This window comes from Streptosporangium brasiliense (genome assembly GCF_030811595.1).
Taxonomy (GTDB): domain Bacteria; phylum Actinomycetota; class Actinomycetes; order Streptosporangiales; family Streptosporangiaceae; genus Streptosporangium; species Streptosporangium brasiliense.
The window spans coordinates 1,300,192-1,324,856 of sequence record NZ_JAUSRB010000001.1 but is presented as its reverse complement, the minus strand read 5'-3'; the positions used below and the strand labels follow the sequence as shown (position 1 = coordinate 1,324,856).

Below are 24,665 nucleotides of genomic sequence, written 5' to 3'. Positions count from 1 at the left end.
CAGATATCCTACGGTGAAGCCGGGCTCCGATCGCGCCGGACGGCCTCTCCATCATTGCGCACGGTGGCGTCCGTCCCCCGGATGACCCCCTTGGGCCCGCGAGCGGGGTCCGCGCGTCGCGGCCGTGGAGCGGGAGGCCGCGCACACGGGCCGGAGACGGGAGCGCGGCCGGAGACAGGAGCGCGGCCGTCCGGCAGGACGGCCGCGCTCCTGACACGACGGCTATCGCCTGACGCCCGCCGCCAGCTCGGCGCCCAGCTCGCGGACCGACGCCAGGCCGGAGGCCTCGTCGGGGGCGTCCAGGAGGCGGCGGATGAACGCCGATCCCACGATGACGCCGTCGGCGTAGCCGGCCACCTCGGCGGCCTGCTTGCCGGTGCCGACGCCCAGTCCGACGCAGACCGGCAGGTCGGTCTGGAGGCGGGTCCGCTCGACCAGCCCGTGGGCGGCCTCGCCGACCGACTCGCGGGCACCGGTGACGCCCATCAGCGAGGCGGCGTAGACGAAGCCGGTGCAGCAGTCGACGACGGCCTTGATGCGGCTCTCGGGGGAGCTCGGCGCGACCAGGAAGACGGTGTCGATCCCGGCGCCGGCGCTGGCGGCGCGCCAGGGCTCGGACTCCTCCGGGGTCAGGTCGGGCGTGATGGTGCCCACCCCGCCCGCGGAGGCCAGGTCACGGGCGAACCGGTCGGCGCCGTAGCGGTCGATCGGGTTCCAGTAGGTCATGACCAGCGTGGCCGCGCCCGTCCTGGCCACGCCCTCGACGGTGCGCAGGACGTCGGCGATGCGGGTGCCGTTGGTCAGCGACCGGTGCACGGCGTCCTGGATCGTCGGGCCGTCCATGAGCGGATCGGAGTAGGGCAGGCCGATCTCGATCACGTCGCAGCCCGCCTCCACCATGGCGGCCGCGGCCGCGATCGCGCCGTCCTTCGTGGGGAACCCGGCGGGAAGGTATCCGATGAGAGCGGCGCGATCGTCCGCCTTCGCCTTGGCGAACACCGTCTGAAGAGTCGTCATGGTTGTTCCGTTGCGGTTCGTGGCCTCCGTCCCCCCCGGCGCGCCGGAGGGGAAGCAAGTCGGTCGTCAGAGGTTGAAGTACTTCATGGCGGTGCCCATGTCCTTGTCGCCACGGCCCGAGAGGTTGACCAGGATGGTCGCCTCGGGGCCCAGCTCGCGGCCGAGCTTGAGGGCTCCGGCGAGCGCGTGGGAGGACTCGATCGCCGGGATGATGCCCTCGGTGCGGGCCAGCAGCGCGAAGGCGTCCATCGCCTCGGCGTCGGTGATGCCGTGGTAGGTGGCCCGGCCGGTGTCCTTCAGCCAGGCGTGCTCGGGGCCGACGCCCGGATAGTCGAGGCCCGCGGAGATCGAGTGCGACTCGATCGTCTGGCCCTCCTCGTCCTGCAGGACGTAGGTGCGCGCGCCGTGCAGGACCCCGATGGAGCCCTCGGTGAGCGTCAGGGCGTGCTCGCCGGTCTCCAGGCCCCGGCCGGCGGCCTCGTAGCCGTGGAGCCGGACGTCCTCGTCGTCGAGGAAGGCGTGGAAGATGCCGATCGCGTTGGAACCGCCGCCGACCGCGGCGGCGACGGCGTCCGGCAGCCTGCCGGTGAGCTCCAGCATCTGCCTGCGCGCCTCGACGCCGATGATGCGGGCGAAGTCGCGGACGATCTCCGGGAACGGGTGCGGGCCGGCGATCGTACCGAACAGGTAGTGGGTGCGGTCGACGTTGGCGACCCAGTCGCGGAAGGCCTCGTTGATGGCGTCCTTGAGGGTCTGGCTGCCGTTGGTGACCGGGACGACGGTGGCGCCGAGCAGCTTCATGCGGGCGACGTTGAGCGCCTGGCGCTCGCAGTCGACGGCCCCCATGTAGATGACGCACTCCAGGCCGAGCAGGGCCGCGGCGGTGGCGGTGGCCACGCCGTGCTGGCCCGCGCCGGTCTCGGCGATCACCCTCGTCTTGCCCAGGCGCCTGGTGAGCAGTGCCTGGCCGAGCACATTGTTGATCTTGTGGGCGCCGGTGTGGGTCAGGTCCTCGCGCTTGAGGATGATCCGGGCGCCGCCCGCCTGCTCGGCGAACCGGGGCACCTCGGTGAGCGTGGTCGGCCGCCCGGCGTAGGTGCGCAGCAGGTGGTCGAACTCGCGCAGGAACGCGACGTCGTTCTTGGCCTTCTCGTATTCGGCGGCCACCTCGTCCAGCGCCGGGATGAGCGCCTCGGGCACGTAACGCCCGCCGAACACGCCGAACTTGCCGTGGACGTCCGGGTCGTCGCCGCGGGCGCCGTTGCCGGCCAGGTCGGCCCGGGTGAGGAGGATTCCGTCTGTCGCTGTCACTGCTTACTGCCCCTCAGGTCGAGATGCGGGGTGGGCGCCGGCGGTGACCAGGTCGACCACTGCGGCCCGCGGGTCCTTGCCGGTGACCAGGCTCTCCCCGACCAGGACGGCGTCGGCGCCGGCCCTGGCGTAGGCGAGCAGGTCGTGCGGGCCGCGCACGCCCGACTCGGCGATCTTGATGACGCCGTCGGGGATCTTCGGGGCCAGCTTCGCGAACACCTCGCGGTCCACCTCAAGGGTCTTGAGGTTGCGCGCGTTGATGCCGATGATCTTCGCTCCGGCGGCGAGCGCCCGCTCGAGCTCCTCCTCGGTGTGCACCTCGACCAGCGGGGCCAGCCCGATCGACTCGGCCCGCTCGATGAGCGAGACCAGCGCGTTCTGCTCCAGCGCGGCCACGATCAGCAGCACCAGGTCGGCGCCGTAGGCCCGGGCCTCCCAGAGCTGGTAGGAGGTGACGACGAAGTCCTTGCGCAGCACCGGGATGTCGACCACGGCGCGCACGGCCGCCAGGTCGTCGAGGCTGCCGCCGAAGCGGCGCCGCTCGGTCAGCACGCTGATGACGTGGGCGCCGCCCGACTCGTAGTCGCCGGCGAGCGCGGCGGGGTCGGCGATCGCGGCCAGCGCGCCCTTGGACGGGCTGGAACGCTTCACCTCGGCGATGACCGCCACCTGGTCGCCGCCCAGCGCCGCGTAGGCGTCACGGGGGGCGGGCGCCCGCCCGGCCCGCTCCTTGAGCTCGGCCAGCGACACCGCCTCCTGCCGCTCGGCCAGATCGGCGCGGACCCCTTCGAGGATTTCCTCCAGCACGCTCACTTGCCCTCCTCGCGAAACTCGGAGGTCAAGTTCGCGAACGCTGCCGTATCCCTGGTCCGCTCGCTCCACTCGCTCACGAGTAAGGCCCCTCCCGATCGATTGCTTGTCCCAGCCGATGCTATCGGCCTCGCCGAGGTCACCCCGCCACCGGGTGACGGCTAAAGGTGACTATGGGGCCAAGAATTCCCCAAAGGGCATATTTCGCACTATCCAAAAAACGATCATTAAAGCAAGAAATGCCCATACATAGACAGGGCGTACGGATATCCCATCAGATGGCGCACCGCGCCAGGAACGCAGCGCCCAGCGTCCCCACAGGAAGACCAGGACCGGGATCAGGGCCACGACGAGGGGATTGAGCCCCAGGGCCGTGGCGGGGTCGCCGTGGGCGAGCGCGTGGACGGCCCGCAGACCGCCGCAGCCCGGGCAGTAAAGTCCGGTGAGCACGAGGAACGGGCACGCGGGATAATGTCCCGGCTCGTTCGGGTCCACCGCGCGCACGTAGCCGAGCGCGGCCCCGGCGGCCAGCGCGGCGCCGAGCGGGGCCAGCACGGCCCGCGCCCGCCTCCCCCGCACACCCGCGGCCCTTCCCGTCAGCATCGGCCCGCCCGCACCTCTCCCACCGGTGAACGTCTTCACCGGCCACGATACTCAAAGCGGGCGCGGAAGCCCGTCAGTAACCCGACAGCGAGGCGGAACCGGCCAGGACCCCGATCGCGACCAGCCAGATCACCAGCACGACCAGCCAGCACGCGACGCCGAAGTAGGACAGGACCAGGCCGGCGACGCCCATCCCCCGGCCCTCCTCGCCCGTCCGCTTGATCTGGCCCAGCGAGATGTGGCCGAGCACGATGCCGACGATCGAGGTGACGCCGCAGCTGAACAGCCCGACGATGCCCAGGATCAGCGCGGCGATGGCCATGCCGTTGTTGCCGCGGGGCGGCTGCGCGCCGTAGCCGTAGGGGTCGTAACCACCGCCGGGGGGCGGCCCGTACCCGCCCGGGGAGCCGTACCCGCCACCCGGCGGCGGACCGTAACCACCGGACTGATTGTCGTAGCTCATGGATGACTCCCCTTTGTGCGAGTTGCGGCGAAATCCTAGCGAAACCCGCGTCTCCCACGAGGGACAGCGCCTGCTCCGTGGGCAATTTGTGACCGGGTGGCCAGGTGACACGGACGGCGCCGCCGATCACCGCCGCGACCCCGGCGGTCAGCGCTCCCCGTCGTCCCGGCCCGCCGCCGGGTTCTCCTCCCGCCCGGTCTCCCGTCCGGTCTCCCGCCCGGCCTCCCGGTCGATCTCCCGCCCGCCCGCCGGACCGTCGTCCGGTCCGACCGTCGGATCGGCGCCGAGATCGATCGCGTCCCACAGCGCCCGCTCGCTCGGGGCGCCGCCGGCGGCGGCCGCGCCGCCGGGGCCCGACCCGTGACGGTCGTAGCGGTCGGACATGCCGGGCCAGCCGGCGCCCTTGAGGACGGCCACGATCCCCGCGCCCACCAGCAGCAGCCCGCCCGCGCCGGCGGCCAGCGGCCAGGCGACGGTCGGGGCGAGGTCCAGGTCACCGGTCCGGGCCATCGGGATCTGCTGGGCCGCGACCTCCAGCGCCGCGCCGGCGCGGCTGCCCTGCCAGGCCCAGACGACCGTGCCCACGCCACAGAGCGCCATCGCCACCCCGACGGCCCTGCGCCACACCCCGCGGGTGGCGAGCACGGCGACCACCGCGGCGAGCGCCGCCCAGGCCGCCGGGCCGAGCGCGGGCGCCAGCTCCGCGGCGGAGACCGCCACCTTGCGCGCGCCGTACGTCGCGGTGAACCAGTCGCGGCCGGCCGCCAGCAGCACGAGGGCGGCGCCCGCCACGCAGACGGCCACCCAGGTCCACAGCGCCCGCCCGGCCGTCACTCCGCCTCCACCGCCAGCTCGCCGGCGTCGAAGCAGGTCCGGTCACCGGTGTGGCAGGCGGCGCCCACCTGGTCGACCTTGAGCAGGATCGTGTCGCCGTCGCAGTCGAGGGCGGCGGACTTGACGTGCTGGACGTGACCGGAGGTGTCGCCCTTCACCCAGTAGGCGCCGCGGCTGCGCGACCAGTAGGTGGCGCGGCCGGTGGTGAGCGTGCGGTGCAGGGCCTCGTCGTCCATCCAGGCGAGCATCAGCACCTCGCCCGTGTCGTACTGCTGGACGATCGCGGGCACCAGCCCGTCACCGGTGCGCTTCAGCCGTGCCGCGACGGCGGGGTCAAGGGACATGCGGCAATTGTGCCGCAACCAGGGAGAGGGGTGACGTCCGGCATGGCCGGAGGGACATGCCGGGGGCGCCGCGGAAGACCGACCCGGCCAGCCATCTGGCGGTGGTGGAGGCCACCACCCGGCCGGAGCCGTTGACCAGGAAGGCCGGCCCCCCGATCCCGCGGAGCACCGGCGCGACGGCCACCTCGAAGCGGCGCACGAGCACGTCCGCCGCCGCCACCCCGATGAACTCCCCGCCCCTGAGCACGGGCACCGACAGGGTGAGGGAGTATTCGTCGGTGCACAGGAAGTCGACGTAGGGGCCGGCGAGCGTGTGCCCGGCGCCGGAGCGCGGACCGGCGAACCAGTCCCAGTGCGTGTAGTCGTAGAACGCGCTGCTGGCGGGGTCCATGTCCCTTATCAGCCGCACCGGCTCGCCCGAGGCGCTCTCCTGCCACCACTCCAGGTGCCACGGCGCGTCGGCCAGCAGGCCGGGCGCGGCGATGAACCCGATGCCGGAGACCAGGCCGCCCAGCAGCGGGAAGAGCACCGGGCGCAGCGCGGCCAGGTCGGCGCTGACCGGCGCCTGGCCCACGGCGCGGACCGCGGCCTCGCGCACCCGATGGAGCCGGGCGAAGACGCCCTCCACGATCTCGTCCACCGCCTCGGCCGCGGCGCCGGACGCCGGCAGCGTCCCCTGTTCGCTCACGTCGCCCCACCGCCCTAGACACGCTGACCGTCACGGCTGCCGCAGACGCAGTTCGATGAGGTGTTCCACCGCGTCGAGGACGTGCCGCTCGGCCAGGCTCCTGGCCTGGCCGTCGTCGCCTCGACTGATGGCCTCGGCGATGGCGTGGTGCCGAGCCGACGGCCCATCCTCTCCCACGTGGGCGAGCCAGAGCAACGGTCCGATGTCAGCCTGTAACCGGATCTCCTCCTGAGTGAGTCTCGCCGACTGCGACACGGCCGCCACCTCGATGTGGAAACGGCCGTGCAGCCTGCGCAGCTGCGCCTCGTCCCGGGCCTCGGACATCTCCCGCAGCGTCCGCCGCAGCGGCGCGAGGTCCTCCGGCAGCGCCCGCTGGGCGGCCAGCCTGGCCGCCGCCCCGGCGATGGCCGCGTAGTGGTCGCCCAGGTCGCGCAGCTCCTCCACCGTGAAGGCGCGCAGCCGCCCGGCCAGTCCGGGCGCCTCCTTGGGCACCCGCACGAAGCTGCCGCCGCCGCGCCCCCGCCGCGTCTCGACCATGCCCTGCTGCCGCAGGGCCATCAGGGCCTCGCGCAGCGTCACCGTGGAGACGCCGAGCTGGGCGGCGAGCTCGGCCTCGCTCGGAAGCTGCTCGCCGTCGGCGAGCAGGCCCAGGGCGATGGCGTCGGTGAGCCGCCTGACCACGGCGTCCACCCGCGCGGTGCTGTCCACCGGCGCGAACGCGGCCAGCCGGGCGCCCCCCGAGATGTCGGCCACGGTCGCACCCTCCGCCCCTCGACGGTCACGCGGATCCCCGCCCGGGTGCAGGGACTGTCGCAAACGCCGCTTTTTTCTGGCGCTCGCACCAGTGATACCGGATCGGGCCTTGCAACAAAACATTTAACCCCATATGTTTTCGGCCATGTCAGACCCAGCTGTGAGGCTGAGCGGCCTCCGCAAGAGCTTCGGCGCCGTGGACGCGGTCACCGGTGTCGACCTCGACATCGCCGACGGCGAGTTCTTCGCCATGCTCGGGCCCTCGGGTTCGGGGAAGACGACCGTGCTGCGGATGATCGCCGGCTTCGAGTCCCCCACCGCGGGCACGGTCGAGCTCGGTGGCGTCGACGTCACCCGGCTCGCCCCCTTCGAGCGGGACGTCAACACCGTCTTCCAGGACTACGCGCTGTTCCCGCACATGAACGTGGTGGACAACGTCGAGTACGGCCTGCGCGTCAAGCGGGTCCCCAGGGCCGAGCGGCGCGAGCGGGCCCTGGCCGCGCTGGCCTCGGTCCGGCTGGAGGGCCTGGAGCGGCGCAGGCCCGGCCAGCTGTCGGGCGGCCAGCGCCAGCGGGTCGCCCTGGCCCGCGCCCTGGTCAACCGCCCCCGCGTGCTACTGCTGGACGAGCCGCTCGGCGCGCTGGACCTCAAGCTCCGCGAGGAGATGCAGGTCGAGCTCAAGTCCATCCAGCGCGAGGTCGGCATCACCTTCCTGTTCGTCACCCACGACCAGGAGGAGGCGCTGACCATGAGCGACCGGGTGGCGGTGTTCGACCGGGGCCGGATCGAGCAGGTCGGCACCCCGGCCGAGATCTACGAGCAGCCGGCCAGCACGTTCGTCGCGGGGTTCGTCGGCACCTCCAACCTGATCTCCGGCGAGGCCGCGCGCTCCGTGCTCGGCAGAGAGGGCACCTTCAGCGTACGGCCGGAGAAACTACGCGTGGCCGGGCTCAGTGACGAGGTCGGCGACGCCGAGCACAGCGCGACGGGCACCGTCGGCGAGGTCGTCTACGCCGGGCCCGCCACCCGCTTCGTGGTCGATCTCGACGCGGGCGGACGGCTCATCGCGCTCCAGCAGAATCTGCAGGTCTCGTCCATGGACGTGATGGGCCTGCGCGGCACCAGGGTCCGGCTCGTCTGGAACCGCAGACACGAGTTCGCGATCGTCCCGTAAGAAAGGTCGTCATCACATGCGTCCCCGGATTCTCGTCAGGAACGGCGCGGTCGCCCTGTCCGCGCTCACCCTCGCCGCCGCCACCGCCTGCGGCGGCTCCTCCGCCCCGGAGCCCGGCACCGCCGCCGCTCCGGGCCGGAGCGGTTTCACCCCGCCCAAGCTCGACGCGCCGAAGTCGCTCGGCGCGGGCGAGGGCCAGGTCAACCTGGTCCACTGGGCCGGCTACGCCGAAGACGGCACCAACGACCCCAAGGTCGACTGGGTCACCCCGTTCGAGAAGGCCACCGGCTGCCAGGTCAACTCCAAGACCGCCGGCACGTCCGACGAGATGGTCAACCTGATGAAGACCGGCGAGTACGACGCCGTCTCCGCCTCCGGTGACGCCTCGCTGCGCCTGATCGCCTCCGGGACGGTCGCGCCGGTCAACACCTCGCTGATCCCCAACTACGCCGGCGTCTTCGAGGGCCTGAAGAACAAGGCGTGGAACTCGGTCGGCGGGGTCGCCTACGGCGTGCCGCACGGCCGCGGGGCCAACCTGCTGATGTGGCGGACCGACACGGTCAAGCCCGCGCCCGACTCCTGGAGCGTGGTGTTCGCCCCCGCCTCGCCGTACGCGGGGAAGATCACCGCCTACGACTCGCCCATCTACATCGCCGACGCGGCCCTGTACCTGATGGCGACCAAGCCCGACCTCGGCATCAAGAACCCCTACGCGCTGGACGACGGGCAGTTCCAGGCCGCGGTGGACCTGCTCAAGCAGCAGCGCAAGCTCGTCGGCGAATACTGGTCCGACTACACCAAGGAGGTCCAGGCCTTCAAGAGCGGCGACTCGGTGGTCGGCACCACCTGGCAGGTCATCGCCAACGTGGCCAAGGCCGACAAGGCGCCGGTCGAGGTGACCCTGCCCAAGGAGGGCGCGACCGGCTGGTCGGACACCTGGATGGTCGCCGCCGCGGCCAAGCACCCGAACTGCGCCTACAAGTGGATGGACTGGATCATCTCCCCCAAGGCCAACGCCCAGGTCGCCGAATACTTCGGGGAGGCTCCCGCCAACTCCGCCTCCTGCGAGCTGACCGCCGATCCCAAGCACTGCGAGACCTTCCACGCCACCGACGAGACCTACTTCTCCAAGGTCTGGTTCTGGACCACGCCGATCGCCCAGTGCCTGGACGGCCGCACGGACGTCAAGTGCAAGGACTACTCCGAGTGGACCAGGGCCTGGACCGAGATCAAGGGCTGATCCCGGCGGCGGGCGTCCCGGCGCCCGCCGCACCGGCCGTCTCCCCCCCACATGGCAAGGAGCCCACGCTGAACACCACCGCAACGGCGGGCCGCGCGCCGCGACGCAGGCTCGCCGCCTTCCTGCACCGGCACGCGGGCGTACGGCTGTCGCTGCTGCTGTCGGCCCCGATGCTCTGGCTCGGCGTCGCCTACCTCGGCGCCCTGGCCGCCCTGTTCGTCACGGCCTTCTGGAGCACCGACACCTTCACCGGCGACCTGGTCAAGGAGTTCACCTGGGCCAACTTCCAGGACCTGTTCACCGGCGAGGTATACCGGACGATCGCCCTGCGCTCGGTGGGGGTGGCCGCCGCGGTGACGCTGATCGACCTGGTGATCGCGTTCCCGATGGCGTTCGCGATGGCCAAGCTGGCCTCCCCCCGCGCGCAGCGCTGGCTGGTGATCGCGGTGCTGACCCCGCTGTGGGCCTCCTACCTGGTGAAGGCCTACGCCTGGCGGATCATGCTCTCCTCCGACGGCGTCCTCGGCTGGGGATACGGCCTGACCGCCACGGTCCTGACCCTGTCCTACCTGTGGCTGCCGTACATGATCCTGCCGATCTACGCCGGCCTCGAACGGCTGCCCGGCTCGCTGCTGGAGGCGGCGGGCGACCTGGGGGCGCGCGGCTGGCGGACGTTCCGGACGGTGGTGTGGCCGCTCACCTTCCCGGCCGCGGTCGCGGGCTCGGTCTTCACCTTCTCCCTGTCACTCGGCGACTACATCGCCGTGAAGATCGTGGGCGGCAAGTCACAGCTCATCGGCAACGTCGTCTACGACAACATCGGCGCCGCCAACAACCTGCCGTTCGCCGCGGCGGTCGCCACCGTCCCCGTGATGATCATGCTGGTCTACCTCACCGCGGTCCGCCGCACCGGCGCCCTGGAGAACCTGTGAACCTGTCCCGCCCGGCCCGCGTGGCACTGTGGACCGCGCTGGCCGCCGGTCTCGGCGTCGTCTACGTGCCGCTGCTGATCGTGCTGCTCAACTCCTTCAACGCCGACCGCACCTTCGGCTGGCCGCCCACCGGGTTCACCGTCCGGTGGTGGGAGGCGGCCTGGAACTCCGCCGGCGTGCGCGAGGCGCTGTGGACCTCGGTCCAGGCGGGAGTGGGAGCCACCGCGATCGCCCTGGTGCTGGGCACGATGGTCGCCTTCGCGATCCAGCGTTACGCCTTCTTCGGCCGGAACACGGTCTCGCTGCTGATCGTGCTGCCGATCGCCCTGCCCGGCATCGTCACCGGCATCGCGCTGAACAACGCCTTCCGGACGGTGCTGGAGCCCTTCGGCGTGGGCCTGGGCCTGTTCACCGTGATCGTCGGGCACGCCACCTTCTGCGTGGTGACGGTCTACAACAACATGCTGGCCCGCCTGGGCCGCCTGGGCGCCTCCGTCGAGGAGGCCTCGGCCGACCTGGGGGCCGACACCTTCACCACCTTCCGGCTGGTCACCTTCCCGATGGTGCGCTCGGCACTGCTCGCGGGCGGCCTGCTGTCCTTCGCCCTGTCCTTCGACGAGATCATCGTGACCACGTTCACCGCGGGGGCCGGGGTCAGGACCCTCCCGCTGTGGATCTTCGAGAACCTCTTCCGCCCGAACCAGGCCCCCGTGGTCAACGTGGTCGCCGCCGCCCTGATCATCCTGTCGGTCGTCCCCATCTACCTCGCCCAGCGCCTGTCCGGCGGCGGTGCCGGGACCCGCTGACCGGGCGGTGGTCCCGGCGCCGCCGCTTCAGCGCGTGCGGTCGTCGTCGAACAGGTCGGCGGCCTGGACGACGATCCTGGGGTCGGGCTCGCCCACGACCTCGTGGTCCTTGTTGTCATACTCGAACTGGCTGAGCAGGTGGCGCATGGCCTCGATCCTGGCGCGCTTCTTGTCGTTGCTCTTGATCACCGTCCACGGCGCGTGCTCGGTGTCTGTGTAGAGGAACATGTCCTCCTTGGCCTCGGTGTAGTTCTCCCACTTGTCCAGCGACTGCAGGTCCATGGGCGACAGCTTCCACTGCCGCACCGGATCGACCTGGCGGATCACGAACCGGGTGCGCTGCTCGGAGCGGGAGACCGAGAACCAGAACTTCACCAGCCGGATGCCGTCGCGCACGAGCATGCGCTCGAACTCGGGGGCCTGCTCCATGAACTCCAGATACTCCTCGGGCGAGCAGAAGCCCATCACCCGCTCCACCCCCGCGCGGTTGTACCAGGAGCGGTCGAAGAAGACCATCTCCCCCGCGGCCGGCAGGTGCGAGACGTAGCGCTGGAAGTACCACTGGGTGCTCTCGCGCTCGCTCGGCTTCTCCAGCGCGACCACACTGGCCCCGCGCGGGTTGAGGTGCTCCATGAACCGCTTGATGGTGCCGCCCTTGCCCGCCGCGTCACGCCCCTCGAACAGGACGACCAGCCGCCCGCCGGTGTCCTTGATCCAGTACTGCAGCTTGAGCAGCTCGATCTGGAGCAGCCGCTTGAGCCGGTCGTACTCCGAGCGGTCCATCCGCTCGCCGTAGGGATATTTCTCCCGCCAGGTGTCCACCGGTGTGCCGTCCAGCCGTACCAGGACGGGATCGTCGTCGTCATCGTCCAGGACCCGCAGGTTCGGCAGCTCCTCCAGCAGATCGCTGCGGGCCACGGCCGTGCGCACGTCGAGCACGGGGAACCGCCCCTCTGCGGGCTCCTCGCCCAGCACGCCTGTCATGAATCCCCACCCCCGGAAAGGTCCGTGCCTCACTCCTGCCACCTACCTCCGCGTGCGGGCGCTAATCCTCCCGCCGAGCAGGCTCTTCGATCCTCTCTCCCGGCGCGGCCCGGCCCTCCGGCGGCCCACCCCCAGCGCCCGGCGGAAGGTGGTCCCGGGGGGTCACGTTAAAAACCCACTAAACAAGTAGGTCTTGACGGAATTGGACGCCTGTGTTGGAGTGAAGGCCATGCAGGCCGGGCTCCGACCGGCGGCCCGCGTCGCATCGGCCCGCGCCACCTGTGCCGCACCGCGGCGCCGCCGGCCCTCCCGGCGCCCGCCGCCCCCAACCCCCCAGACGACCTGCGGAGAGGCTTCGACCATGGCTGTGGAGTTCCTGGACGTAGGTGACACGCACGACGGAGCGCGACCGGCGCCCGCCCCCGGCCGGCGGGCGGGACCGGCGGGCGACGGCGCCCCCGCGCCGAAGGTGGTCACCACCAGGCATCCGGGACGGTGGGCGGCCGCCGTGGCGGTGGCCGTGCTGCTGGCCATGGCGGCCAGCGCGCTGATCACCAACCCCGCGTGGGAGTGGGAGGTGGTCGGGGAGTTCCTCTTCGCCCCCTCCGTGCTGCGCTCGGTGCTGTTCACCCTGGAGCTGACCGCGCTCGGGATCGTCTTCGGCTTCCTGCTGGGCACCGTGCTGGCGCTGATGCGCATGTCGGGCAACCCGCTGCTGTCGTCGGTGGCCTGGGGCTACATCGCGCTGTTCCGGTCGATCCCGCTCATCCTGCAGCTGCTGTTCTGGTACAACCTGGCACTGCTGTACCCGCGGCTCTCCTTCGGCGTCCCGTTCGGCCCGGCGTTCTTCGACATCGGCACCATGGACCTGATCGGCCCGGTCACCGCCGCCGCGCTCGGCCTCGCCCTCCACCAGGCCGCCTACGCCGCGGAGATCGTCAGGGCGGGGCTGCTGTCGGTGGACCACGGCCAGCGGGAGGCGGCCGCCGCGCTGGGCATCCCCAGGACCAGGCAGCTGATGCGGATCATCCTGCCGCAGGCCATGCGCTCGATCGTGCCCACCGCCGGCAACGAGATCATCGGCCTGGTCAAGGGCACCTCGGTGGTCTACATCATGGCGCTGCCCGAGCTCTTCTACCAGGTCCAGGTGATCTACAACCGCAACGGCCGGGTCATCGCGCTGCTGCTGGTCGCCACCATCTGGTACCTGGTGATGACCACGGTCATGTCCGTCGTCCAGCACTACCTCGAGCGCCACTACGGGAAGGGCCGCGCATGAGCAGCGCGATGGTCGACCTGCGGGAGGTGCACAAGAGCTTCGGACCGCTGGAGGTGCTGCGCGGGGTGGACCTCCAGGTCACCGCCGGCGAGGTCACGGTGATCATCGGCCCCTCCGGGTCGGGCAAGTCGACCCTGCTGCGCACCGTCAACCACCTGGAGAAGGTGGACAGCGGGTCGGTCAGCGTGGACGGAGGACTCGTCGGCTACCGCCGGGTCGGCGACCGGCTGCACGAGCTGCCCGAGCGCGAGATCCTCCGACAGCGGACCAAGATCGGCTTCGTCTTCCAGAACTTCAACCTGTTCCCGCATCTGACGGTGCGGCAGAACGTCACCGAGGCTCCCCTGGCCGCCCAGCGCAGGCCGAGGGCCGAGGTCGACGCGCTGGCCGGCCGGCTGCTGGAGCGCGTCGGGCTGGCCGACAAGGCCGGCGCCTACCCCCGGCAGCTGTCCGGCGGCCAGCAGCAGCGGGTCGCCATCGCCCGGGCCCTGGCCCTGGAGCCCAAGGTCATCCTCTTCGACGAGCCGACCTCCGCCCTGGACCCCGAACTCGTCGGGGAGGTGCTCGACGTGGTGAAGGACCTCGCGCGGAGCGGCACCACCATGATCGTCGTCACCCACGAGATCGGCTTCGCCCGCGAGGTCGCCGACACGGTCGTGTTCATGGACGGGGGCCGCGTCGTCGAGCGGGGCACCCCCGCGCAGGTGCTGGACGCCCCCCGGCACGGGCGCACCCGACTGTTCCTCAGCAAAGTCCTCTGACCCCTTCCACGGAGCCTCCCGTCACCGGACGGGGCTCCCGTCACCATGCAAGGAACGACATGTCCCTGTTATCAAGGTTCGCCCCCGTCGCAGCTCCGCTCCCCCTCCTGCTGGCCGTGGCCTGCGGCGCCTCCGGGACCACCTCCGGGACCGCCACCGGGACCGAGGCCGCACCCGCCGCCGCCCCGTCCGGGAGCGGCGGGCTGAGGATCAACATCTCCGCCGAGCAGAACCGGATCCGCGCCGACAAGGTCGACTCCATCGCCGCGCAGGTCCCCGCGGCGATCCGCGCCAAGGGCGAGCTCACCGCCGGTTTCGACGGCGAGGGCACTCCGCCGCTGGTCTCCCTGGCCGACGACGACGCCACGCTGATCGGCGTCGAGACCGACATCGCCCATCTCGTCGCCGACGTCCTGGGCCTGAAGCTCAAGGAGGAGAACACCTCCTGGGAGAACCTGTTCCTGGCGGTGAGATCCGGCAAGTACGACCTGGTCTTCAACAACGTCACGGTGACCGAGGAGCGCAAGGACATCTACGACTTCGCCACCTACCGGGTGGACCAGCTGGCCTGGCAGACGGCCAGGAACAGCCCGATCACCAAGATCGAGAAAGCCGCCGACATCGCCGGCCTGAACGTGTCGGTCGGGTCGGGCACCAACCAGGAGAAGATCCTGCTGGAGTGGGACGCCCAGAACCAGAAGGCCGGTCTCAAGGCCGCCCGGATCCAGTACTACCAGAAGTACGGCGACGTCCTGCTCGCCCTGAAGTCCGGCCGCGTCCAGGCCTACCTCGGCCCCAACCCGCCCATCGCCTACCAGGTGGCCGTCGGCGGCGACAGCAGGATCGTCGGAACGCTCTCGGGCGGCGGCTCGGTCGGGGGCCTGATCGCGGCCATGACCCTCAAGGGGAACGGCCTCGTCAAGCCGGTCAACGAGGCGCTGAACACGCTGATCGACAACGGCAAGTACGCCGAGGCGCTCAAGCGCTGGGGTCTTGGGAACGAGGCCGTGACCGAGTCCCGGATCAACCCGCCCGGCCTGCCCCGGCAGGCCAAGTGAGCGTCGGAGCCGTCGAGGTGCGGCACGTCTCGGTCCGCGATCCCGAGGTCAGGCCGCTCCTGGAGGACCTGCACCACGAGTACACCAGCCGCTACGGCCCCAACCAGGAGCTCAGCCGCTATCCCGACGAGCAGTTCGCCCCGGCGCAGGGGGGCGCCTTCCTGGTCCTCGTCGAGGGCGGCCGGACCATCGCCGGAGGCGCGTTCCGCCGCTATGACGAGGAGACCGCCGAGCTCAAGCGGATCTGGACCCACCCCGACCACCGGCGGCGCGGTCTCGGCCTGGCCGTGGTGCGCGAGCTGGAGCGGGAGGCCGGGCGGCAGGGCTACCGCAGGATCTACCTGACCACCGGCCCCCGCCAGCCCGAGGCCGCCGGACTCTACCTGGCGGGCGGGTACGTCCCCCTCTACGACCTGGGGGCCGACCCTGAGACGGTCGGCCCCCACCCCTTCGAGAAGGTCCTCCGGGACCCGCCCGGGAGGGCCCTCCAGGTCTGTTCCGCCGGCCGCCGGCCGGCGGGCGCGGCCGGGTCCGCGGAGCGGAGCTAGGAGCGGGCCGCCGAGACCCAGGAGGCGTGCAGGTCGGCGTAGACGCCGGGCTCCTCGACGAGCTCGGCGTGCGGGCCCCGCTGCACGATCCGGCCCCGGTCGAAGACGAGCACCTCGTCGGCGGCCTCGGCGGTGGACAGCCGGTGGGCGATGGAGATGGCGGTACGGCCCCGGGTGACGCCCTCCAGCGCGCGGGCCAGCCGTACCTCCGTCGCCGGGTCCACCGCGGAGGTGGCCTCGTCCAGCAGGAGCAGATCGGGGTCGGCCAGGTAGGCGCGGGCCAGCGCCACGAGCTGGCGTTCGCCCGCCGACAGCGACTCCCCGCGCTGGCCGACCTGGGTGGACAGGCCCGCGGGCAGGCCCTCCAGCCAGTCGGCGAGCCCCAGTTCGGTCATGGCCAGCCGGATCTCCGCCTCGGTCGCCGACGGGCGGCCGAAGCGGATGTTGTCCTCCAGGGTGCCGTCGAACAGGAAGCCGTCCTGCGGCACCATGACGATCCGCTCGCGCAGCGAGGAGAAGCGGACCGTGCGCAGGTCCGCACCGTCCACGGTGACCCGGCCGGAGACGGGGTCCATCAGCCGGGTGAGCAGCTTGGCGAAGGTCGTCTTGCCCGAACCCGTCTCGCCCACCACCGCGATCCGCGAGCGCGGCGGGATGTCCACCGACACCTCCCGGAGCACCGGGGCCCCGCCGGGGTAGGCGAAGCCGACCTCCTCGAAGGAGACCGAGATGGGGCCGCGCGGCAGCTCGACGCCATCCTGGCCGGGGTCGGCGACGTCGGGCGGGGTGTCGAGGACGCCGAGGACGCGCCGCCAGCCGGCGACCGCGTTCTGCGCCTCGTTGAGCACCTCGGTGGCGATCTGCAGGGGCGAGACGAACAGCGTGATCAGGAACAGGAAGGCGATCAGGCGCCCGGCGGTGATCTCGCCTCCGATGCCCAGCCGCACGCCGAGCAGCACCACGCCGGCGATGGCCACCGACGCGACGATCTCGGTCAGCGGGAACACCGTCGCGACGATCCGCTGCGTGCGGGCCTGCGCGGCCCGGTTGGCGTCGATCGCGCTGTCCAGCCGCCCCGCCGTACGGGACTCCGAGCCGTGGGCCCGGATCACCGCCGCGCCCACGACCGACTCGCTGACGGCGGCGAGCATGTCGCCGGTGCGCTCGCGGACCAGCGTGTAGGCGCCCGACAGCCAGCGCTGGAAGCGTGGCAGCACGACGATGAGCGGCAGGAAACAGAGCCAGACCAGCAGGGCGAGCTGCCAGGAGTAGACGAACATCAGCACGGTGGCGACCAGGAGCTGCCCCAGGGCGATGATGATCATCAGTCCGCCCCACTGCATGAACACGCTGATCTGGTCCACGTCGCCGGTGACCCGGGAGACCAGGGCGCCGCGCCGCTCGGAGTTCTGGGTGAGCACCGACAGGTCGTGCACGTGCCGGAAACCGCGCACCCGCAGCCCGGCCAGGGAGGTCTCGGTGGCCTTGTAGAGGCGGACGTTCATCAGGTACGCGCACAGCGCGGTGAGCACCACGGCCGCGGCGCACAGCAGCACGGCGGCGCGGATGTAGGGCAGGTCCGGGACCGTCCCCTTGAGTCCCCGGTCGATGGTCTGCTGGACGGCGATCGGTACGATCACCTTGCCCAGCGTGGCCAGCACGGCCAGCACGAGCGTCCCGGCCAGTCCTTTGCGGAACTCCGGCGTGAGCGACAGCCCGTGCCGGACGGTGGCCAGCGCCGACCGTTCGATCCCCTGCAGCGAGCTCACGCGCGCACCTCGCCCAGCGGCCCGCCGCCCCGGGGGCCCTGCGGACCGCTGTGTTGACCGACTAGCTCGCTCACGCGCTGACCTCTTCCTCTTCCTCTGCCCCGAGCGCCTCGCGCTCGGCCTCTTCGCGTTCGTAGGCGGTGACCAGGTTGCGGTAGCCCTCGCAGCGGGCGAGCAGCAGGTCGTGGGGTCCCCGGTCGACGACGCTGCCGTGCTCCAGGTAGACGACCTCGTCGGCCAGGGCGATGGTGGCCATCCGGTAGGCCACGACCACCACGGTCGAGGCCTGGGCCGCGTCCCGCAGGCCGTACAGGATCTTGGCCTCGACCTGCGGGTCCACGCTGGAGGTGGCGTCGTCCAGGATGAGCAGCCGGGGGCGGCGGACCAGCGCGCGGGCCAGGGCCAGGCGCTGCCGCTGGCCGCCGGACAGGGTGGTGCCGCGCTCGCCGACCTTGGTGTCGAGCCCGGAGGGGAGGGCGCTGACGAAGCCGTCGGCCTGGGCCAGGCGCAGCGCCGCCCAGACGTCCTCGTCGCCCACCGGCAGGCCGAGGGTGACGTTGCCGCGCACGGTGTCGTCGAACAGGAACGTCTGCTGGGGCACCAGCGCCACCGTGTCGCTGACCCCGCCGCGGGCGACCTCGCGCAGGTCCACCCCGTCCACGGACACGGCCCCCGCCGCCGGGTCGACCAGCCGGACGAAGGTCTGGGTGAGCGTGGACTTGCCGGAGCCGGTGGGCCCGACCAGCGCGACCGTGCGGCCCGGCTCGGCGGTGAGGCTCACCCCGCGCAGGACCGGGAAGTCGTCGTAGGCGTAGTCGAGGTCGCGCACCTCCAGCCTGGCCGGGGACGCGCCGGACAGCGTGGCGGTGCCGTAGTCCATCGAGCCCGTCGCGGCGAGCACGGCCTGGACCCGCTCGTAGCCGACGACGGCGCGGGGCAGTTCGGCCAGCACCCAGCCGAGCGCGCGGATCGGGAAGGCCAGCAGGGTGAACAGGTAGGCGACCTGGACCAGGACGCCCGAGGCGATCGCGCCGCTCTCCAGCCGCGCCGCGCCGACCAGCAGCACGGCGAGCACACCCAGGGTGGGCAGGGCCTCCAGCATCGGGTCGAACAGGCCGCGGATGCGGCCGACGGCGACGTTGGCGTCGCGCAGCTCCTGGGCCTTGGCCTGGAACCTGAGGGTCTCCTCGTCCTCGCGGCCGAGGGTCTTGACGACGAGGGCGCCGTCGAAGCTCTCGTGCGCGATCTCGCTGACCTCGGCGCGCAGCTGCTGGGCCCGGGTGGCCAGCGGGCTGAGCTTGCGCTGGTAGACGAGGTTCAGGACGGCGATCGCCGGGAAGATCAGGAAGCCGACCAGGGCCAGGACGGGGTCGGTCAGCACCAGCGCGACCGCCGCGGTGACCAGCATGACGACCACGCCGACCGCCATCGGCAGCGGCGCGAGCGGGGCCCAGGCGGCCTCGGCGTCGGAGCTGGCGTTGGACAGCAGCTGGCCGGTCGGGTGCCGGTGGTGCCAGGCCAGGGGGAGCTTGAGGTACTGCCGGGTGACCTCCCGGCGCGACCGGGCCTGCATCCGGTACTGCATGACTCCGGCGAAGAAGCGCCGCCCGGCCACGCCCAACGCCTTGAGCAGCGCCACGCCGAGGATCAGCAGCGTCCCGGCGACGAGCGCGCCGGTGGTCACCTCCCCCTTCTCGAACGCGGGCAGCACGAGGTGCTCGGTGGCCCAGCCGAGCGCCCACGCCGATCCGACCGTCATGACGCCGTACAGTCCGCTGGACAGGGTGGCGGCGGCGAAGACCGCCTTCTCGGCCCGGATGGCCACCCCGAGCACGCGGAGTCCCTTACGCATGACGGCGGAAGTCACCTTGCTCGCCACTCGGGGGGTGTCCTTTCAGAGAGGAACATTGCTACTTAAGTCACTATCACGCTGGATCATGTCCTTATTCCCCCAAGCCCCTTCCTCGGAGTGTCGTTTCCCGCCCCGATCCGCCGTGACATGCCTCGATTGTCCGGACAACAATGTTGTTAGGATCATCAGATGACTCACGCCCGCGCCGAACGCCTCGCGCTCAGCGACCTGTTCGTCCAGCTCGGCCCGGACGCTCCCACGCTCTGCGAGGGCTGGACCACCTTCGACCTCGCCGCCCACCTCGTCCTGCGCGAGCGCCGCCCCGACGCCGCCGGCGGCATCGCGCTCCGGCCGCTGGCCCGCCACACCGCCTCGGTGCAGGAGTCCCTGAAGGCCAGGCACGGCTACGCGGGCCTCGTCGAGCTGATCCGCTCCGGCCCGGCCGGGATCTACGGCCTGGTGCCCGGCATGGACCAGGCGGTCAACACCCTGGAGTTCTTCGTCCACCACGAGGACGTACGGCGCGCGCAGCGGGTCTGGGAGCCGCGCGAGCTCCCGGCCGACCTGGAGGAGACCTTCTGGAAGCGGGTCCGCACCGGCCGGCGCCTGTTCCTGCGCAGGTCACCGGTGGGCGTCGTGCTGCACCGCATCGGCGGCGGCGTCGCCCTCGGCGGCGCCAAGACCTCGCCCAGGGTCGAGGTGACCGGCCCGGCGAGCGAGCTGCTGCTGTTCTGCTTCGGCCGCCAGTCCCACGCACGGGCCGAGGTCACCGGCCCCGACGAGGCCGTGGCCCGGCTGATGGACGCCCCGCTGGGCGTCTGAGGCGGCCGGGGTCGGCGCGCCCTCCTGGGCGCCTGGCCGGCGGCACGGCCGGTCGGCAGGCGGCGCGGCGGGCGGACGGTGCGGCCGGCGCGACGGGCGGGCAGGCGGGCGGTGCGGCCGACGGGCGGGCGGGATCAGGACAGCGTGGGCGGGTCTGGCCATATGGGGCCCCTCGGGTCGTTCTGATCTCTTGTCCGGAGCCGTCGGAGATCCGGATGCTCCCCTTGCCGAAAGTCCTTGGTTTCCTTGGGAAGGCCGCCGGAGCCTCCCGGGCCGGCCGTCCACCCGGCCCCGCGCCCCCTCCCGGCCCCCTCCAGCGCGGGCCGCCCCCGGCGGGGCCGCGACTCCGACAGTGCGGCGATCGCCCGGGGCGCCGGCCCCGGCAGGGCGATGACCTGGCCGCCTCCCTAGCCCCGGCGGTACATCTGGCAGTAGGGGTTGGACAGGAGCCCGCATCCCCCGCACGATGGCGTGGGGGGACTCATGCCAATCCGCGGTCTGGCCATGGATCGCCCCGGCCGGACAGGTATGATCATCAAAATCCGGGAGCCACCCGGGCCGAAGATGCCAAAGATCCTTAAAATCCGGGTATATAAGGCTGGGACTGGAACTGCAGGAGGCCCCCATGCAGGTCAAGAAGGTCGCTACCTACGTAGCGGTGGCGTTCGTGGCCTTTTATCTGTTCACCAAACCCGCGGAGGCGGCGAACGCGGTGAACGGAGTCTTCGACGGGATCGTGAGGGGAGCGGACCAACTGGCCCTGTTCTTCACACGTGTGCTGAGCTGACCGCCGGCGGGGCCGGCCCCCGCCCATGACCTTTTGCCGTTCTCTCACCCGGCGCTCCCGTCCGATCCACGCGGGAGCGCGGGACCACCGCATCCCCATGACGCCGAGCCCCGCGCGATGTGCTTCCACTGTCCCCGAGGACGTGTTACGCAGAGAGCATGGGAGATCGTCACAACGTCACCGGGGTTCATCGGCTCGACCCGGCGGGTCTTCGCGTCGTCGAACACGCCGAGACGGAGCACGTGGAGCTGGTCCGTTTCCTCTACGCCGACCACGGCGGGGTGATCCGGGGCAAGGCCACCTCGCGCTCCCGGCTGGCCGAACGGCTCGTCTCCGGCATCGGGCACACCGTGGCGATGATGGCGATGAACATGCTCGACCAGCTCCAGGAGGTCGAGCATCTCGGCCCGGTCGGTGAGGTCCGCCTCGTCCCCGACCCGGCCACCTTCGTCACCCTCCCCTACGCCCCCGGCGCCGCGGCCATGCTGTCGGACCTGCGCCAGATCGACGGCTCCCCCTGGGCCGCCTGTCCCCGCACCTTCCTGCGCGAGGCGATCGCCGCCCTGGCCGACGAGGGCCATGTCGCCGTCGCCGCCTACGAGCCCGAGTTCACTCTCGGCCGCCGGGTGCCCGCCCCCGAGGGGGGACTGGACCGGCTGGTCCCGGTCGACGACAGCCTCTGCTACGCCACCACCGGCTTCGACCAGGCCCACGACTACACGATGCGCCTGGTCCACGCCCTGGAGACGCAGGGGCTGCGGGTCGAGCACTACCACCCCGAGCTCGGCCACGGCCAGCAGGAGCTGTCCATCCGCCACGCCTCCGCCATGCGGGCCGCCGACAACCAGATGATCTACCGCGAGACCGTCCGCGGCGTCGCCTCCCGCATGTCCCTGTGGGCCTCCCTCGCCCCCAAGCCGCTGGCCGACCAGGCCGGCAACGGCGCCCACCTCCATCTGTCCCTGTGGGACCCCGCGCTGCGGGTCAACGCCTTCGGCGACGCCTCCGACCGCTACGGCCTGTCGGCCACGGCCTACTGCTTCATCGGCGGCCTGATCGCCCATCTCCCGGCGCTCACCGCGCTGACCTGCGGCTCGGTGAACAGCTTCCGGCGGCTGGCGCCGAGGATGTGGTCGAGCGCCTACGCCTGCTACGGCATGGACAACCGGGAGGCGGCGGTGCGGATCTGCTCCCCGGTGGGAGAGGACGCCGAGGCGTCGGCCAACCTGGAGATCAAGCCCTCCGACTCCTCGGCGAACCCTTACCTGTCGCTCGGCGCCGTCATCCACGCGGGCCTGGACGGCATCCGCCGCGGGCTCGACCCCGGCGAGGCCGTCAACGTCGACCCCGCCACCCTCACCGAGAGCCGGCTGGCCGCCCTGGGCGTGCGCCGCCTGCCCGCGACCCTGGACGAGGCTCTGGGCGCCCTGGAGGCCGACGACGTCCTCATGGACGCCCTCGGCCCCCTCCGCTCCTCCGCCTACCTGGCCGTCAAACGCTCCGAGGCCCGGGCCTTCGCCGCCGAGGACGCCTCCTACGAGCTGTTCCACCATTTCCGCGTCTTCTAGGACCTCGGCCGGGCGCCCCACCTGTCCGGACCCGTCCGAGCCCACGGCACCGGCGCCGGGGCGGCGAGCTGGGAGCCACCTGGGCGGGTGGGGTCCTGATCGGTTGTAGCGGCCAGTGACCTCCTCTAGGGTCACACCATGAAGATCGGGCAAGCGCGGGCGGTGGCGGCGCGCTGGGTGGCAGGCCACCAGGTCCCCGGTTTCGCCGGCGCCTACGTCAGCGGCTCGGCCGCCTGGCTCCCGGCCGAGGCGGAGCTCCCGACCTCCTCCGACGTGGATCTGGTCGTCATGGTGGACGGCGAGGTCCCGCCCAAGCTGGGCAAGTTCCGGCATGAGGGCGTGCTGCTCGAGGTCAGCTACGCGCCGTTGCAGCCCGCGGAGACCATACTCGCCTCGCCGGCCCTGGCACCCGGGTTGAGCAGAGGCGTCCTCCTGGCCGACCCGGACGGATCGCTGGCCGCACTGCAGACCGCCGTGGCAAGGGAGTTCGCCCGCCCGCATTGGGTCCGCACCCGATGCGCGGCGCTGGAGGACCGCATCGCCACCCTGACCCAGCTCGATGTCAGCCGACCGCTCGCCGAGCGGGTCCTCTCCTGGGCGTTCCCGGCGAGCCTGCCCACGCTGGTGATCCTCACGGCCGCCCGCGCCAACCCAACTGTCCGCCGCCGCTACGTGGCGGCCCGAGAGGTCCTCCTGAGGTGCGGCGGAGCCGACTTCCACGAGGAACTGCTCGACTGGCTCGGGTGCGCCCACTTCTCCAGGTCCCAGGTCGCCGAGCACCTGCGGCGGCTGACCGACGTCTACGACCGCGTGCCGTACGACCCGGCAAGGCCGTACGGGACCGATCTCACCCCCGAGGCCCGGCAGATCTCCATCGACGGCACCCACGACCTCATCGAGCAGGGCCTGCACCGGGAGGCGACCTGGTGGATAGTGGTCACCTTCGCGCGATGTCTGACATTCGACCCCTACGGCACCGCCGCCCTGCAAGAACTGCTTGATGATCTGGGCGTCGGCACACCGGCGGCGATGCGGCGGAAGGCCAGGACGGTGGTGGCCGGTTTCCCCAGACTCCGGCAGGTGTCCGAGGCGCTCATAGCCGCACACGATGCCCCGGAAACCATGGACGGACACACGTGATCTCGGTTCTTCACATTTCATGACCGCCACCCGCACCGTGGCCACTGCTCCACAGTGATCGCGGAAAATCCACCGGACATCCCCCTGGACCGCTCCGATGGAGGACACCGCAGGGGTGGCGTGCCGGCCGTGCGGTTCCTCGCGGTCCGTCCACGTGGGCATAAGCGGTCCGTTCACGTGGGCATAAGATCGGCGGCATGACGTTGCGGCTTGTTCAGATTGCGATGAATGCTCAGGATGACTCCGTGGTCGGCCGGTTCTGGGCGGAGGCGCTCGGCTGGGGTGTCTCCAGCGAGGGACCCGGCGTGACCAACCTCGAACCCGTGGGCTTCACCTATCCCGACCCCGTCGCCGTCTGTATCGACGTCCTTCGCGTCCCGGAACCCAAAACGGTGAAGAACCGGGTGCACGTCGACCTCGCCACCACCTCCGCGGCCCATCAGGCGGACCTGGTCGCGCGCCTCCAGGATCTCGGCGCGACGCCCGCCGACGTGGGCCAGGGCGACGTCCCGTGGACGGTCCTCGCCGACCCGGAGGGCAACGAGTTCTGCGTGCTGGAGCCTCGGGAGATCCACCGGGACACCGGGCCGATCGCCACGCTGGTGGTCGACTGCGCGGACCCGCGGGCCATGGCCCGGTTCTGGGGCGAGGCGATGGACTGGACCCTGCACGAGGTGACCGACGATCACGCGGTGCTGCGCTCCGCCAAGGGCGTCGGCCCGTATCTCGAGTTCCTCCGCACGCCCGGCGCGGAGACCGTGAAGACCGTGAAGAACCGCATCCATCTCGACCTCCGGCCGTACCCCGGTGACGATCAAGCGGCGGAGGTGGCCCGGCTGAAGGCCCTCGGCGCGACGCCCGCCGACGTGGGCCAGGGCGACGTCCCGTGGACGGTTCTGGCCGACCCGGAGGGCAACGAGTTCTGCGTCCTCACCCCGGCCTGACGCGGAGCCTCCCCCGCCTGCGTGCCGGACAGCGGCAAGCCGCCTGCCAGGTGCTAGATCCCCAGGCGCTGAAAGAGTCGTGAACAGTTACGGGACAACCAGTACTTCACGTTGAGCTCTTCCGCGAGGACCGAGAAGTATCGCGGGTCACGCAGGTGGATGCCCATAACGGACGGTT

General features: G+C 71.6%; 25 protein-coding genes. 13 read left to right on the top strand and 12 right to left on the bottom strand.

What is annotated here, in order from left to right; all coding sequences use genetic code 11:
* Positions 1-222: 222 nt before the first annotated feature.
* The 9 genes from trpA to J2S55_RS05870 form a co-directional block, all read right to left on the bottom strand.
* Positions 223-1,017: a tryptophan synthase subunit alpha gene (gene trpA, locus J2S55_RS05910; RefSeq protein ID WP_306857870.1), complete on the bottom strand. Its 795-nt coding sequence runs from the start codon at positions 1,015-1,017 to the stop codon at positions 223-225.
* A gap of 66 nt (positions 1,018-1,083) precedes the next feature.
* Complete coding sequence (gene trpB, locus J2S55_RS05905) at positions 1,084-2,289, bottom strand: tryptophan synthase subunit beta (protein WP_306858566.1); 1,206 nt, start codon at positions 2,287-2,289, stop codon at positions 1,084-1,086.
* A 42-nt stretch (positions 2,290-2,331) separates the two neighbouring features.
* Positions 2,332-3,141, bottom strand: a complete 810-nt coding sequence (trpC, locus tag J2S55_RS05900; RefSeq protein WP_306857868.1) for an indole-3-glycerol phosphate synthase TrpC — start codon at positions 3,139-3,141, stop codon at positions 2,332-2,334.
* 168 nt (positions 3,142-3,309) lie between these two features.
* Positions 3,310-3,693: a DUF2752 domain-containing protein gene (locus tag J2S55_RS05895; protein WP_306857866.1), complete on the bottom strand. Its 384-nt coding sequence runs from the start codon at positions 3,691-3,693 to the stop codon at positions 3,310-3,312.
* A 121-nt stretch (positions 3,694-3,814) separates the two neighbouring features.
* Entirely contained in the window at positions 3,815-4,204 is a 390-nt protein-coding gene (locus tag J2S55_RS05890; protein ID WP_306857864.1) for a DUF4190 domain-containing protein, read from the bottom strand.
* A 147-nt stretch (positions 4,205-4,351) separates the two neighbouring features.
* Positions 4,352-5,038, bottom strand: a complete 687-nt coding sequence (locus tag J2S55_RS05885) for a Trp biosynthesis-associated membrane protein (protein ID WP_306857862.1) — start codon at positions 5,036-5,038, stop codon at positions 4,352-4,354.
* The gene (gene hisI, locus J2S55_RS05880; protein WP_306857860.1) at positions 5,035-5,382 is read right to left on the bottom strand and encodes a phosphoribosyl-AMP cyclohydrolase; all 348 of its coding nucleotides are present in this window, start codon (positions 5,380-5,382) and stop codon (positions 5,035-5,037) included. Before hisI ends, J2S55_RS05885 begins: the two co-directional genes overlap by 4 nt.
* A complete protein-coding gene (locus J2S55_RS05875; protein ID WP_306857858.1) occupies positions 5,372-6,070 on the bottom strand; it encodes a cache domain-containing protein in 699 nt (232 codons plus the stop codon). The genes hisI and J2S55_RS05875 overlap by 11 nt, the downstream gene beginning before the upstream one ends.
* Before the next feature lie 30 nt (positions 6,071-6,100).
* Entirely contained in the window at positions 6,101-6,823 is a 723-nt protein-coding gene (locus tag J2S55_RS05870; RefSeq protein ID WP_306857856.1) for a FadR/GntR family transcriptional regulator, read from the bottom strand.
* Between the two features lie 145 nt (positions 6,824-6,968).
* On the opposite strand from J2S55_RS05870, the gene J2S55_RS05865 reads away from it, so the two are divergent.
* From J2S55_RS05865 to J2S55_RS05850, 4 genes are read left to right on the top strand one after another with little or no spacing between them, the layout of a single operon-like run.
* Positions 6,969-7,997: an ABC transporter ATP-binding protein gene (locus J2S55_RS05865; protein WP_306857854.1), complete on the top strand. Its 1,029-nt coding sequence runs from the start codon at positions 6,969-6,971 to the stop codon at positions 7,995-7,997.
* 16 nt (positions 7,998-8,013) lie between these two features.
* On the top strand, positions 8,014-9,237 hold the full coding sequence (locus J2S55_RS05860; RefSeq protein WP_306857852.1) for an ABC transporter substrate-binding protein: 1,224 nt from the start codon (positions 8,014-8,016) through the stop codon (positions 9,235-9,237).
* Complete coding sequence (locus tag J2S55_RS05855) at positions 9,204-10,169, top strand: ABC transporter permease (RefSeq protein WP_306857850.1); 966 nt, start codon at positions 9,204-9,206, stop codon at positions 10,167-10,169. The genes J2S55_RS05860 and J2S55_RS05855 overlap by 34 nt, the downstream gene beginning before the upstream one ends.
* A complete protein-coding gene (locus J2S55_RS05850) occupies positions 10,166-10,975 on the top strand; it encodes an ABC transporter permease (RefSeq protein WP_306857849.1) in 810 nt (269 codons plus the stop codon). The genes J2S55_RS05855 and J2S55_RS05850 overlap by 4 nt, the downstream gene beginning before the upstream one ends.
* A gap of 27 nt (positions 10,976-11,002) precedes the next feature.
* Here the strand turns inward: J2S55_RS05850 and ppk2 are convergent, their stop codons facing one another.
* On the bottom strand, positions 11,003-11,959 hold the full coding sequence (ppk2, locus tag J2S55_RS05845) for a polyphosphate kinase 2 (protein WP_306857847.1): 957 nt from the start codon (positions 11,957-11,959) through the stop codon (positions 11,003-11,005).
* 361 nt (positions 11,960-12,320) lie between these two features.
* Here ppk2 and J2S55_RS05840 point away from each other — a divergent pair, with 361 nt between their 5' ends.
* The 4 genes from J2S55_RS05840 to J2S55_RS05825 are packed head-to-tail and all read left to right on the top strand — an operon-like array spanning position 12,321 to position 15,605.
* Entirely contained in the window at positions 12,321-13,238 is a 918-nt protein-coding gene (locus J2S55_RS05840) for an amino acid ABC transporter permease (RefSeq protein ID WP_306857845.1), read from the top strand.
* Positions 13,235-13,999, top strand: coding sequence for an amino acid ABC transporter ATP-binding protein (locus J2S55_RS05835; protein WP_306857842.1), 765 nt, complete (start codon positions 13,235-13,237; stop codon positions 13,997-13,999). Before J2S55_RS05840 ends, J2S55_RS05835 begins: the two co-directional genes overlap by 4 nt.
* A gap of 59 nt (positions 14,000-14,058) precedes the next feature.
* The gene (locus J2S55_RS05830) at positions 14,059-15,057 is read left to right on the top strand and encodes a transporter substrate-binding domain-containing protein (protein ID WP_306857840.1); all 999 of its coding nucleotides are present in this window, start codon (positions 14,059-14,061) and stop codon (positions 15,055-15,057) included.
* Positions 15,054-15,605: a GNAT family N-acetyltransferase gene (locus J2S55_RS05825; protein ID WP_306857838.1), complete on the top strand. Its 552-nt coding sequence runs from the start codon at positions 15,054-15,056 to the stop codon at positions 15,603-15,605. Before J2S55_RS05830 ends, J2S55_RS05825 begins: the two co-directional genes overlap by 4 nt.
* On the opposite strand, the gene J2S55_RS05820 is transcribed toward J2S55_RS05825, so the two are convergent.
* Positions 15,602-17,374 carry an ABC transporter ATP-binding protein gene (locus J2S55_RS05820; RefSeq protein ID WP_306857836.1) on the bottom strand — a complete coding sequence of 591 codons (1,773 nt, stop codon included), beginning with the start codon at positions 17,372-17,374 and terminating at the stop codon, positions 15,602-15,604. The two genes, J2S55_RS05825 and J2S55_RS05820, sit on opposite strands and share 4 nt — an antisense overlap.
* A gap of 70 nt (positions 17,375-17,444) precedes the next feature.
* Positions 17,445-19,226 carry an ABC transporter ATP-binding protein gene (locus J2S55_RS05815; RefSeq protein ID WP_306857834.1) on the bottom strand — a complete coding sequence of 594 codons (1,782 nt, stop codon included), beginning with the start codon at positions 19,224-19,226 and terminating at the stop codon, positions 17,445-17,447.
* A 189-nt stretch (positions 19,227-19,415) separates the two neighbouring features.
* Between J2S55_RS05815 and J2S55_RS05810 the strand changes: the two genes are divergently transcribed.
* From J2S55_RS05810 to J2S55_RS05790, 5 genes are all read left to right on the top strand, one after another.
* Complete coding sequence (locus J2S55_RS05810; protein WP_306857832.1) at positions 19,416-20,048, top strand: TIGR03085 family metal-binding protein; 633 nt, start codon at positions 19,416-19,418, stop codon at positions 20,046-20,048.
* Between the two features lie 625 nt (positions 20,049-20,673).
* Entirely contained in the window at positions 20,674-20,835 is a 162-nt protein-coding gene (locus tag J2S55_RS05805; protein ID WP_306857830.1) for a hypothetical protein, read from the top strand.
* A 158-nt stretch (positions 20,836-20,993) separates the two neighbouring features.
* On the top strand, positions 20,994-22,403 hold the full coding sequence (locus J2S55_RS05800) for a glutamine synthetase family protein (protein WP_306857828.1): 1,410 nt from the start codon (positions 20,994-20,996) through the stop codon (positions 22,401-22,403).
* 138 nt (positions 22,404-22,541) lie between these two features.
* Positions 22,542-23,543 carry a hypothetical protein gene (locus J2S55_RS05795; RefSeq protein WP_306857826.1) on the top strand — a complete coding sequence of 334 codons (1,002 nt, stop codon included), beginning with the start codon at positions 22,542-22,544 and terminating at the stop codon, positions 23,541-23,543.
* A gap of 224 nt (positions 23,544-23,767) precedes the next feature.
* A complete protein-coding gene (locus J2S55_RS05790; protein ID WP_306857824.1) occupies positions 23,768-24,487 on the top strand; it encodes a VOC family protein in 720 nt (239 codons plus the stop codon).
* Positions 24,488-24,665: the final 178 nt, after the last annotated feature.